We start from the raw sequence: 13505 nt of genomic DNA, 5'->3' as shown, positions 1-13505 counted from the left end.
CAGCCGGCCGTCGAACACCGGCACCCGACCCACCAGACCGGCCGCCATCCGCGCCGACTGCGCACCCTGACCCGGAAACACGAACACCGGACCGGTGCCCGCGCCGGCCGCCGGTCCCGTGACGACGTTCCCGGCGGGCTGGCCGGACGCCAGCGCGTCCAGACCGGCGAGCAGTTCGTCGAGGCTCGCGCCGACGACCACGGCCCGCTGGTCGAAGGTCGATCGGGTGGTGGACAGCGACCAGCCCACCGCCGCCGGGTCCACCGCGTCCTGCTTCCGCAGGTGAGCGGCGAGGCGGGTGGCCTGGTCGGCGAGGGCCGGGGCGGTCCGCGCGGAAACCGGCCAGACCGTCACGTCCGAGCCGATCAGGCCCGGGGCCGGGGTGGCGTCGGTGGTGGGCTTCCCGCCGACCGGCTCGTCGACCTGCTCGATGATCACGTGCGCGTTCGTGCCGGACATTCCGAACGACGACACCGCCGCCCGACGCGGCCGATCCACCACCGGCCACGCACGCGCCTCGGTCACCAACTCCACCGCACCCGCCGACCAATCGATATGCGGCGACGGCTCATCCACATGCAAACTGGCCGGCACCACACCGTGCCGCATCGCCTGCACCACCTTGATCACACCCGCCACACCCGCAGCCGCCTGCGCATGCCCGATGTTCGACTTGATCGACCCCAACAACAACGGCCGATCCCCCGGACGGCCCTGCCCGTACGTCGCCAGCAACGCCTGCGCCTCGATCGGGTCACCCAGCGTCGTACCCGTACCGTGCGCCTCCACCACGTCCACGTCGGTGACGGTCAGCCGGGCGTTGGCCAGCGCCGCCCGAATCACCCGCTGCTGGGACGGACCGTTCGGGGCGGTCAGCCCGTTCGACGCGCCGTCCTGGTTCACCGCACTGCCCCGCACGACGGCGAGGATCCGGTGGCCGTTGCGACGCGCGTCGGAGAGGCGCTCGACCAGCAGCATGCCGACACCCTCGGACCAGCCGGTCCCGTCCGCCGACGCGGCGAACGACTTGCACCGACCGTCGGCGGCCAGGCCCTGCTGGCGGGAGAACTCGGCGAACGTGCCGGGGGTGGCCATCACGGTCACGCCGCCGGCCAGGGCGAGGTCGCACTCGCCGCGCCGCAGCGCCTCACCGGCCAGGTGCAGGGCGACCAGCGACGACGAGCAGGCGGTGTCCACGGTGACCGCCGGCCCCTCCAGCCCCAGGGTGTACGCCACCCGGCCGGAGATGATGCTGTGCGCGGCCCCGGTCATCAAGTAGCCCTCTGTGCCCTCCGGCACCTCGGTCAGCCCGGTGCCGTATCCGGAGGTGGACGCGCCGACGAAGACGCCGGTGCGGCTCCCCTTCAGGGTGCCGGGTTCGACCCCGGCGCGCTCGAGGACCTCCCAGGACGCCTCCAGGGTGAGCCGCTGTTGGGGATCCATGGCCAGGGCCTCGCGGGGCGAGATGCCGAAGAAGGCCGGGTCGAAGTCGGTGACGTCGTACAGGAAGCCGCCGGCCGGGGCGTAGCCGCTCTCCGGGGTGGGGGTGGCCCAGCCCCGGTCGGTGGGGAAGTCCCCGATGGCGTCGACGCCCTCGGTGACCAGCCGCCACAGCTCCTCCGGTCCCCGGGCGTCGCCAGGGTACCGGCAGGCCATGCCGACGATGGCGATCGGCTCGTCCAGGGCGGCGGTGACGGCCACCTCGGTGGAGGTGGCGCGGTCGGCACCGAAAACGGTCTCCCGCAGGTGCCGGGCCAGCCCGGCGGGGGTGGGGTGGTCGAAGACCAGGGTGGACGGCAGCCGCAGCCCGGTCGCCTCGTTGAGCTTGGTCCGGAAGTCCACCGCCGTCAGCGAGTCGAAGCCGAGGTCCTTGAAGGGGCGCCCCCGCAGGTCGTCGGGGGTGGCGTGGCCGAGCACCCGGGCGGTCTGCTCGTTGACCAGGCGGAGCAGTTCCCGCTCCTGTTCGGCCTCGTCCAGGTCGGCCAGGTGGCGCAGCGCGTCACCGACGGTGGTCGGTGCGGCGGCGGCGACCGCCTCGGCCTCCACAAGAGCCCGCACCTGGGGCAGCTCCGAGAGCAGCGGGCTGGGCCGGGTGAGGGTGAACGCCGGGTGGAAGCGGCTCCAGTCGACGTCGGCGACGGTGACGCCGGGGGTGGGCCGCCGCACCGCGCGGTCGAGCGCGACGAGGGCCCGCTGCGGGTCGATGGTGGGCAGGCCCATCCGGTCGAGCTGCTCGGTGGCGGTGTTCTTGGCGGCCATGCCGTCGACGCCGCCCCACGCCGTCCAGGCCACGGCGGTGGCGGCCAGCCCCCGGTCGCGGCGGTTGACGGCGAGCGCGTCGAGCAGCGAGTTGCCGGCGCCGTACGCGCTCTGCCCGGCGCTGCCCCACGTCCCGGAGACCGACGAGAAGAGCAGGAACGCGGCGAGCGGCCGGTCGGCGAGGCACTCGTCGAGGTGCAGCGCGCCGAGCACCTTGCCGGCGACGACGTGGGAGAACTCGTCGAGGCTGGTGCCGGTGAGCGGGGTGAGCTGGTCGGTGCCGGCCGCGTGCACCACCACGGTCAGGTCGGGCAGCGCATCCAGCAGCGCGGCGACGGCCGACCGGTCGGTCATGTCGCAGGCTGCGGCGGTGACCCGCCCGTCGGTACCGTACTCGTCGAGGAGACCGGCGAGGCCCGGGGTGGCAGCACCCCGACGACCCACCAGGACGACCCGGCGGGCCCCCCGGTCGAGCAGCCAGCGGGTGACGTGCCCGCCGAGTGCGCCCGTACCGCCGGTGACCAGGACGGTGCCGTCGGCCCACCAGTCGGCGGCGGGCCGGTCCGGGGCGGCGGCCGGGACGAGCCGGCGCCCCCAGACGCCACCGGAGCGGACCGCGACCTGGTCCTCGCCGCTACCGCCGGCGAGGACGGCGGCGAGGCGGCGCAGCACGGCCGCGTCGACGGCGGCCGGCACGTCGACCAGGCCACCCCAGCGGTGCGGCTGTTCGGCGGCGGCGGCCCGGCCGAGACCCCAGACCAGGTTCTGCAGCGGGTGGTCCAGCCGGTCGGCGGGACCGGCCTTGACCGCGCCGCTGGTGACGCACCAGACGGGGGCGTCGAGATCGAGGTCGGTGAGCGCCTGGACCAGCACGAGGGTGGTGCCGGCGGCGACGGTGGTGCCGGGGTGGGCGGGCAGCAGCTCGTCCTGGCCGGCGACGAGGTGCAGCACCCCGGCGACGGGCTGGTCCCCGACGGTGGCGCGCAGGCGGTCGGCGAGCGCCGCCCGGTCCAGGTCGTCGGCACCGACGCGGAGCACGGCCGGCTCGTCGCCGCCACCCCGGAGCAGGTCGGCCAGGTCGTCGGCCCAGCCGGGCGCGGCGTCGACCGGCAGCACCAGCAGCCAGCGTCCCGCCGGCCGGTCCCCCTCGGTGACCGGCACCGGCTTCCAGGTCACCTGGTACGACCAGTCGTCGGCGACCGCGTGGTCCTGCCGGTTACGCCGCCAATTGGCGAGGACGGGCAGCGCGGGCAGCAGGGTCCGTACCGGGTCCTCGTCGCCGGTCGGGTCGCCGCCGAACTGGTCGCGCAGGGCGTCGACGTCGGCCTGTTCGACCGCCGCCCAGAAGGCGGCGTCCACGGTGGAGACCTCGCCGGCCGGGGCGGCCGGGGGCGGCTCGGGCCAGAACCGCTCGCGGTGGAACGCGTACCGGGGCAGCGCGACCCGGCGGGGGTCGGCGCCGGTGAAGAGGTGCCGCCAGCCGACCGGCACCCCGGCGGCGTGCAGGTCGGCGAGCGCGGTGAGCAGGGACGCCGGTTCGGGGCGGTCCCGCCGCAGCAGCGCCACGGCGGCCGTCGGGTCGTCGAGCATCTCCCGGGTCAGGGCGGTCAGCACGCCGCTCGGCCCGACCTCGAGGAACGTGCCGACCCCGAGGTCACGCAGCCGGCCCACGCCGTCGGCGAAGCGCACGGCCTCGCGGACGTGTCGCACCCAGTAGCCCGGGGTGCGGATCTCGTCGGCGTCGGCGAGCGTCCCGGTCAGGTTGGAGACGATCGGCAGGGTGGGGGCGTTCAGCTCCAACCGGTCCAGCACGGCGGCGAACGCGGCGAGCATGGGCTCCATGAGCGGGCTGTGGAAGGCGTGGCTGACCCGCAGCCGCCGGGTGCGGACCTCCCGGTCGGTGAAGACCCGCTCCACCTCGGCGACCGCGTCGCCCGTGCCGGAGACGACCACGGCGGCGGGGCCGTTGACGGCGGCGACCCCGACCGGGCCGGCGACGTCGGCGAGGACCGCCTCGACCTCGTCGCGCCCGGCGGCGACGGAGAGCATCGCCCCGCCGGCGGGCAGGTCCTGCATGAGCCGGCCCCGGGCGGCCACCAACGCGGCGGCGTCGGCCAGGGAGAACACCCCGGCGACGTGGGCGGCGACGACCTCCCCGATCGAGTGGCCGATCAGCACGTCGGGGGTGACCTGCCAGGACTCCAGCAGCCGGTAGAGCGCCACCTCGACGGCGAAGAGCCCGGCCTGGGTGTAGAGGGTCTGGTCGAGCAGGTCGGCCGGCTCGGTGCCCGGCTCGGCGGCGAGCACCGGGCCGAGCGGGCGGGGCAGGTGCGGGTCGAGCGCGGCGCAGACCTCGGCGAGCGCGCGGGCGAACACCGGGAAGGTCGCGGCGAGTTCCCGACCCATGCCGGGACGTTGGGCGCCCTGCCCGGAGAAGAGGAACGCGAGCTGCCCGGCCCGGGGGCCGGTGCCGACAACGGGACCGGACGCGGTGTCGCCGGCGGCGAGGGCCCGCAGGTCGCGCAGGAGGTCGGCGGGGCTGGCGGCGAGGATCACGGCCCGGTGTTCCAGGGCGGTGCGGGTGGTGACCGACGACCAGCCGACATCGACCAGTCCGGCGTGGGCGTCGGTGTCGAGCCAGGCGGCCCACTGTCCGGCCTGGGCGGCGAGCCCGGCGTGGTCGCGGGCGGAGAGGAGTACGGGCACCAGCCCGGCGGCGGTCACCGGCGCGGGGTCCGTCACGGTCACCGGCGCGGTCGACGGCGCGTCGGGCGTCTCCTGCGGGGTGGTGGCGTCCGGGGTCTCCGCCGGGGGCTCTTCGATGATCACGTGGGCGTTGGTGCCGCTCATGCCGAACGAGGAGACACCGGCACGCCGGGGCTGCTCCCCCGCCGGCCAGGGCTGCGCCTCGGTGAGCAGCGACACCGCGCCGGCGGTCCAGTCCACGTGCGGAGTGGGCTCGTCGACGTTCAGGGTGGCCGGCAGCGTGCCGTGCCGCAGGGCCATCACCATCTTGATCACCCCGGCGACGCCGGCCGCCGCCTGGGTGTGGCCGATGTTCGACTTCACCGAGCCCAGCCAGAGCGGCCGGTCGGCGGGGCGGCCCTGTCCGTACGTGGCGAGCAGGGCGGTGGCCTCGATCGGGTCGCCGAGGCTGGTGCCGGTGCCGTGCGCCTCGACGGCGTCCACGTCGGCCGGGGTGAGCCGGGCGCTGGCCAGGGCCTTGAGCACGACCCGCTGCTGGGATGGCCCGTTGGGGGCGGTCAGGCCGTTGGACGCGCCGTCCTGGTTGACGGCGCTGCCGCGCACCACGGCGAGCACGGGGTGACCGTTGCGACGGGCGTCGGAGAGGCGCTCGACGAGCAGGACGGCGACGCCCTCGCCCCAGGCGGTGCCGTCGGCGGCCCCGGCGAACGCCTTGATCCGGCCGTCGGCGGCGAGGCCGCGCTGCCGGGAGAATCCGACGAAGGCGGCCGGGGTGGACATGATCGTGGCGCCGCCGGCCAGCGCGAGGGAGCACTCGCCCTGCCGCAGCGCGTGGCAGGCCAGGTGCAGCGCGACCAGCGAGGACGAGCAGGCGGTGTCGACCGAGACGGCGGGTCCCTCGATGCCGAGCACGTACGAGATCCGGCCGGAGACGACGCTGGCGGCGGTGCCGGTGAGGACGTACCCCTCGACGCCGGGCGGAGGTGCCTGGAGCAGCGCCGCGTAGTCCTGGCCGGTGGTGCTGGCGAAGACGCCGACCTGGTGGCCGCGGAGCGTGGCCGGGTCGATGCCGGCGTGCTCGAACGCCTCCCAGGAGGTCTCCAGGAGCAGCCGCTGCTGCGGGTCCATCCCCAGCGCCTCGCGGGGGGAGATGCCGAAGAAACCGGCGTCGAACTCGGTGGCCGAGTCGAGGAACCCACCCTGCCCGACGTACGAGGTGCCGGGGTGGTCCGGGTCGGGGTGGATCAACCGGTCCAGGTCCCAGCCCCGGTCGGTGGGGAAGTCGGAGATGGCGTCGTCGCCGGCAGCGACCAGCCGCCACAGGTCCTCCGGGGAGCGCACCCCGCCCGGGAACCGGCAGCCGATGCCGACGATGGCGATGGGCTCCCGGTGGGCCGCCTCCAGTTCGCCGAGTTTCCTCTTCGTCTGGTGGAGGTCCGCGGTCACCCATTTCAGGTATTCCCGGAGAGTGTCTTCAGTCGCCATCAGTGCCACCTTTTCGAGCCGGATGAACCAGGCGACCCAATACCATCCACCGACGCCTCAAGCCGCGTTACCACAGCCAATTCAGCCCGACCACGAATTGCAGATAATCAACAGCGTCGAAGCGCCGACCACGCCCTACTTACCGGAGGAAGGTATTGGTCGGCCGGCGACGGTCACAACCCCTAGGCTGCCCCTACGGCCGCCCCTAACGCAGACGGCCACCGGACCGTCCCCAGACTGGCCGGGGGCGGCCCGACCGGGGGCCGTCGCGGCGGCCCGGCGGAGCCGGTCGCGGTGGCCGGGACAGCCACCGCGACCCGCTTGGCCGACGCCTGTCGACAATGACCGGCGACGGCTTTAGAAAACGCCGCCGACATTGCCGCCGGGGCCGCCGAGCTCCCGGTGGATGAAATCGAACAACTCGGCGTCGCTGGCCCCGTCGAGGGTGGGCGCCGCCGGTGCCTCGACCGGGGTGCCCCGGTCGTCGCCCCAGCGGGCGAGGAATGCCTGCATCTGCACCAGCAGCTTCTGCCGGGTCAGCGGATCCGGTGCGCTGGCGGCGAACAGGCCGTCCAGTTTCTCCAGTTCCGACAGCAGGCCGGCGGTGGCCGCGCCCCCGTCCTCCACCAGCAGGGTGCGCAGGTGGCGGGCGAGCGCCAGCGGGGTCGGGTAGTCGAACACCACGCTGGCCGGCAGGGTGGCCCCGGTGGCTGCCCGGAGCCGGTTGCGCAACTCCACCGCGGTCATCGAGTCGAAGCCGACCTCCCGGAACGCACGGGCCGGGCCGAGGTCCCCGGTGCCGGGGTGGCCGAGCACCGCCGCCGCCTGGGTGGACACCAGCTCGACCAGGACGCCGTCCCGTTCCACGTCCGACAGGGACCGGAGCCGCTCGCGCAGCGCCTCCGCCGCCCCGTCGTCCGCCGGCTCCCCGCTGTGCAGGTCGCGCAGCGCGTCCCGCGCCTCGGGGATCTCGGCGAACAGTGGCCGGGCCCGGACGGCGGCGACCGCCGGCACGAACCGGTCCCACCGCACGTCGGCGACCACGACCTGGGTGCCGTCGACGGCGGCCTGCCGCAGCGCGGCGGTGGCCAGATCCGGTGCCATGCCGGGCAGGCCGCGCCGGCTCAGCTGTTCCAGGTCGGCGTCGGTGAGACCGTCGGCCCAGGGCCCGAACGCCACCGACGTCGCCGGCAACCCGGCCTGCCGTCGGTTCGCCGCGATGACCTGGAGGAGGGCGTCACCGGCCGCCTGTCCGGCCCGCCCGCCCGAGCCCCACACCCCGGAGGTGGAGGAGCAGAGCACCAGCGCCCCGAGGGTCTGGTTCTCCGGTTCGTCGGCGTACCGGGGAATGTCGCCGACGGTGGCGACCAGGTCGGCGGCGAGGCCCGCGAGGGTCAGCTCCGCCAGCGGCACGGTGCCGGTGTCCGCCGGCACGTGCAGCAACGCGGTCACCGGGCGGCCGTCGGCGGCGAGCTGTTCCATCCGGTCGGTCAGCTTCCCGCCGGCCGGCTGGTCCAGCGGCACCACGGCCACGCCCTGCCGTTCCAGCCAGCCGGTGGCGTGCCGGGCGACCACGCCCGCTCCGCCGGTGACCAGGACGGTGCCCTGCGGCGTCCAGCCGCTGCCCGTACCACCGGCCGGGCCGGTGTCGCGGACCAGCCGCCGGGCGTACGCCCCCGAGGCGCGGACGGCGAGCTGGTCCTCCCCCTCGACGTTGGTCAGCGCGGCGACCAGCGCGGCACCGAAGTCCCCGGTCATCGTGCCGGGCAGGTCGACGAGGCCGCCGACGTGCCGGGGGTGTTCCAGGGCGGTGGTCAGGCCGAGGCCCCAGCTGGTGGCCTGCCACGGCCGGCTGGCCGGCTCGTCGTCGGTGGCGACCGCGCCGGTCGTGGCGAGCCACAGCGGCACCGGCGCGTCGACCTCCCGGCCGACGTGTGCCTGGAGCAGCAGCAGGTTCGCCGCGAGCCCGGACGGCAGGGCGTCCTGACCCGGGTGCGGTGCCTCGTCCAGGGCGAGCAGGGAGAGCAGCCCGGTCGGCTGGTGCTCGGCGCAGGCCCGGAACAGGTCGGCGGCGAGTCCGTCCCGGTCGACGGTGGACGGGTCCACCGTGAGCACGTGCACCGTGGACCCAACGGCGCGCAGCGCGTCCACGATCGTCCCGGCCGCCTGCCGTCGCGGGGCGACGACCAGCCAGGTGCCCGGCTGGCCGGCGGTGAGCCGCTGGGGCCGCCAGGTGACCCGGTACCGCCAGCCGCCGATCGTGCCGTCGGTGTGCTGCCGGCGTCGCCACGAGTCCAGTTCCGGCAGCAGGTCCTTCAGCGGCTGGTTGGCGTCGATGCCGAGCCGGTCCAGGTCGCCGTCGGTGACCGCCCGCCAGAACTCGGTGTCGGCTTGGTCCGTGCCGCCGGTCAGCGGCCTGGTGAGGGTGGGCCAGTACCGCTGCGGCTGGAACGCGTACGTGGGCAGTTCCGGCAGGTCACGCGGCGCGGGGCGGGGGCCGGCGAGCGGCGTCAGCACCGCCGCCCAGTCGACGTCCCGGCCGCTGGCGTACCGGGCGGCCACGGCGGTGAGCAGCGCCGTCACCTCCGGCACGCCGGTCCGCTGGGTCGCCAAAGCCGTGGCGTCGTCGGGGAGCAGGTCGGCGTTCATGGCGGTGAGCACGGCACCGGGGCCGACCTCCACGAACGTGTCGACGCCCGCCTCCCGCAGGGCGCGCACCCCGTCGGCGTACCGGACGGCCTCGCGGACGTGCCGCACCCAGTACTCCGGAGTCCGGATCTCCTCCGGGCCGGCGAGCGCGCCGGTCAGGTTCGACACCACCGGCACCAACGGCGCCCGGAACGTCAACCCCGCCAACACCGCCCGGAACCCGTCGAGCATCGGCTCCATCAACGGACTGTGGAACCCGTGACTCACCGTCAAACGACGCGTCCGCACACCCCGCTCCCGCCAGACACGCTCCACCTCGTCCAGCGCCTCGACCGCGCCCGACACCACGACCGCCGACGGACCATTCACGGCGGCGATCCCGACCCGGTCGGTCAAACCGGTGAGCGTCTCCGCCACCTCGGACTCCGACGCCGCCACCGCCAACATGCCACCACCAGCCGGCAACGCCTGCATCAACCGACCCCGCGCCGCCACCAACGCACACGCGTCCGCCAACGACAGCACCCCGGCCACATACGCAGCCGTGATCTCACCGACCGAGTGACCACCCACAAAGTCCGGCACCACACCGAACGACTCCACCAGACGGAACAACGCCACCTCGACCGCAAACAACCCGGCCTGCGTGAACACCGTCTGATCCAGCAGCTCAGCCTCGGCCGTGCCCGTGTCCGCGAACAGCACCTCGCGCAGCGGCTGCGGCAGCAGCGGATCCAGATACCCGCACACCTCGTCCAACGCACCCGCGAACACCGGGAACGCCCCGTACAACTCCCGACCCATCCCGGCACGCTGCGCACCCTGACCGGAGAAGAGGACGGCGGTGCCGCCCGTCGTGGCCGGAACGGCCGGGACGAGCGCGGGGTGCTCGCCGCCGGTGGCGAGGGCACGCAGCGCTCCCAGTCGGGTCTCCGGGTCGGCGGCGACGACCACCGCCCGCTGGGCCAGGTGGGCCCGTCCCTCGACCAGGGCCCAGGCCACCGTCCCCGCGTCGGGTCGATCCTCCGCGCCGTCATCGGGGCCACCGAACCGCCGGGCCAGCCGGTCGGCCTGGTCCCGGAGCCCGGTCGTCGTCGCGGCGGAGACCGGCCACGGCAGCACCTCGACGCCGGTCGCCGACCGGTCGGCGGCGTCCGTGGTCACCGACCGGTCGGCCCCGTCGGCGGTCGACGGTCCGTCGATCGGGTCTGCGGCCGGTGCCTGTTCGAGGATCACGTGGGCGTTGGTGCCGCTGATGCCGAACGACGAGACGCCGGCCCGGCGGAGGCGGCCGTCGGCCTCCCACGGGCGCGCCTCGGTGAGCAGCGCCAGCGGTCCCGACGCCCAGTCCACGTGCGGGGACGGCTCGTCGACGTGCAGGGTCGCCGGGAGCGTTCCGTGCCGCAGCGCGAGCACCATCTTGATCAGACTGGCCACGCCCGCCGCAGCCTGGGTGTGGCCGATGTTCGACTTCACCGAGCCCAGCCAGAGCGGCCGGTCGGCGGGGCGGTCCGGCCCGTACGCGGCCATCAGTGCCTGCGCCTCGATGGGGTCGCCGAGGGTGGTGCCGGTGCCATGCGCCTCGATGGCGTCGATGTCGCCCGGGGTGAGCCCGGCGTTGACCAGGGCCTGCCGGATGACCCGCTGCTGCGCCGGCCCGTTCGGAGCGGTCAGCCCGTTCGACGCTCCGTCCTGGTTGACGGCGCTGCCCCGGACGACGGCGAGGATCCGCCGGCCCTCCCGTCGCGCGTCGGAGAGCCGTTGCAGCAGCAGGACGCCGACGCCCTCACCCCAGCCGGTGCCGTCGGCGCTCGCGGCGAACGCCTTGACCCGCCCGTCGGCGGCGAGGCCGCGCTGCCGGGAGAACTCCAGGAACGCCCCCGGCGTCGACATCACGGTCACGCCGCCGGCCAGGGCGAGGTCACACTCGCCGGAGCGCAGCGCCTGGGCGGCCAGGTGCAGGGCGACCAGCGACGACGAGCAGGCAGTGTCGACGGTGACCGCCGGCCCGTGCAGCCCGAACGAGTACGCCAGCCGACCGGAGACCACCGACGCACCGTTGCCGGTGGCCTGGTAGCCCTCCACCTCGGACCGGGCACCCAGCAGCAGGGTCGCGTAGTCCTGCCCGTTGGTGCCCATGAACACACCGGTGGCGGAGCCCCGGACCCGCTGCGGGTCGACACCGGCCCGCTCGAACGCCTCCCAGGTGGTGTGCAGCAGCAACCGCTGCTGCGGGTCCATCGCGAGGGCCTCCCGGGGGTTGATTCCGAAGAACGCCGCGTCGAAGTCGGCCACGTCGTCGAGGAAGGCCCCACTGCGGGCGTAGCTGGTGCCCACCCGCTCCGGGTCGGAGTCGAATAGGGCGTCGAGGTCCCAGCCCCGGTCGGTGGGCATCGGTGTCACCGCGTCCACCCCTTCGACCAGCAGCTGCCACAGTTCCTGCGGCGAGGACACCCCGCCGGGGAAGCGGCAGGCCATCGACACGATGGCGATCGGCTCGTCGGCTGCCGGCCGGACCACGGCCACGCCGGCCGCCGGGCCGTCACCGGCCACGCCGACCACCAGTTCGGTACGGAGGAAGTGGGCCAGTTCCGCCGCCGACGGGTGGTCGAAGACCACGGTCGACGGCAGGGTCAGCCCGGTCGCCCGGCCCAGCCGGTCGCGCAGCTGCACGGCGGCGAGGGAGTCGAAGCCGAGTTCCCGGAACGCCCGCCCGGCCGGCACCTGGTCGACGGAGCTGTGCCCGAGCACCGCCGCCGCCTCCGCGCGGACCAGGTCGACCAGGAGGGTCTCCTGCCCGCCGGCCGGCAGCGCGGCGAGTCGGGTCCGCAGCCCCTCGGTGGCGGCGTCGGTCTCCGGCCGTTCCGGTTCCACCGCGACGGCCGGGGCGACCCGGTCGAAGAGGTGGCTCGGCCGGGCCGCGGTGAACGCCGCGACGAACCGGGACCAGTCCACGTCGGCGATGACCGGCGCCGCCTCGGAGGCGTTCACCCACCGGCCCAGCGCCGCGACGGCGGCGTCGGGCGCGAGCGGGGTGAAGCCCCGGCGACGCAGGCCCTCGGCGGTCTCCCCGGCCGCCATGCCGTCCTCCGCCCACGGCCCGTAGGCGAGGGCGGTGGCGGGCAGACCGGCGGCCCGGCGGGCGGCGACGAGGGCGTCGAGCAGGGCGTTCCCGGCCGCGTAGCCGGCCTGCCCGCCGCCGCCCCAGACACCGGCCACCGAGGAGAAGACGACGAACGCGTCGAGGTCCCGGTCGCGGCAGGCGGTGTCCAGGTGCAGGGCACCGAGCACCTTGCCGGCCAGCGTCGCCGACAGGTCGGCGTCGGTCAGCTCGTACGCCGGGGTGGTCCCGCCGGACGCGCCGGCGGTGTGCACGACGGCGGTGAGCGCCGGCAGCCCGGCGACCAGGTCGGTGACCGCGCCAGCGTCGGCGACGTCACAGGCGACCACCCGGACGGTGCCGTGCGCGGCCAGCTCGTCGACCAGATCGGCCGCGCCCGGGGCGTCCGGACCACGCCGGGAGGCGAGCACCACCTCGGCGGCACCGTTGACCAGCAACCAGCGGGCCACCCGTCGGCCCAGCGCACCCGTACCACCGGTGACCAGCACCGTGCCCGAGGGCCGCCAGCCCGTCCCGGCCGGTGGCGCGGCCGGCACCAGCCGGCGACCGAAGACACCGTTGCGGCGGACGGCCACCTGGTCCAGGGTGCCGTCGGCGAGCACCGCGACGAGCGCGGCGCGGGTGGTCCGGTCGGCGCGGGCCGGCAGGTCGACCAGACCGCCCCAGCGGTCCGGCTGTTCCAGCGCGACGGCACGACCGAGGCCCCAGGTCAGCGCTGCCCACTGGTCGCCGGGTTGTCCACCCGGTTCGACCGGCATGGCGGCCCGGCTGAGCGCCCACACCCGGCCCGGCAGGTTGGCGTCGGTCAGCGCCTGAACGAGGGTGAGCAGCACCGCCGTGCCGGCGGGTACGCCCGGCGCGTGCGGGAGCGACCGGTCCTGCCGGGGCAGGACGCACAGCACACCCGCCCAGCCGTCGGCACCGGTACGGCGCAGCCGCTCGCCCAGCTCCGCCCGGCCGAGGGTCGGCGCGACGGTCAGGGTGTCGACCCGCGCACCGGCGACGGTGAGCGTCTTCGCGACGCCCGCGTCGGTGTCCGCGCCCACGGTGACCACGAGCCATCGCCCGGACAGCCCGGCCGCCGGGGCCAGCCGCACCGGCTCCCAGCCGATCCGGTACGACCATCCGTCCAGGCTGGTGTCCCGGGTCCGGGCCTGACGCCAGGAGGTGAGGGCGGGCAGGGCCGGGGTGAGGGCGTCCACCGCGTCCGCCCCGATCTGCTCGGCGAGGACGGTCAGGTCACCACCCTCGACGGCAGCCCAGAACTCCGCGTCCCCGGTGTCCA

At 75.4% G+C, this 13505-nt stretch carries 2 protein-coding genes; both read right to left on the bottom strand.

Going from position 1 to position 13505, the window contains the following annotated elements; translation table 11 throughout:
- Positions 1-6450: type I polyketide synthase (locus tag ACIBJE_RS31430; RefSeq protein WP_396753910.1), on the bottom strand; the 6450-nt coding region annotated here is incomplete at its 3' end.
- Positions 6451-6807: 357 nt separating this feature from the next.
- The coding region (locus tag ACIBJE_RS31425) for an SDR family NAD(P)-dependent oxidoreductase (RefSeq protein WP_396753909.1) at positions 6808-13505 on the bottom strand (6698 nt) is incomplete at its 5' end.

This window comes from Micromonospora sp. NPDC050187 (assembly GCF_044459745.1).
Lineage (GTDB): Bacteria > Actinomycetota > Actinomycetes > Mycobacteriales > Micromonosporaceae > Micromonospora.
The sequence above is the reverse complement of the archived record's forward strand: the minus strand, read 5'-3'. Positions and strand labels throughout refer to the sequence as shown.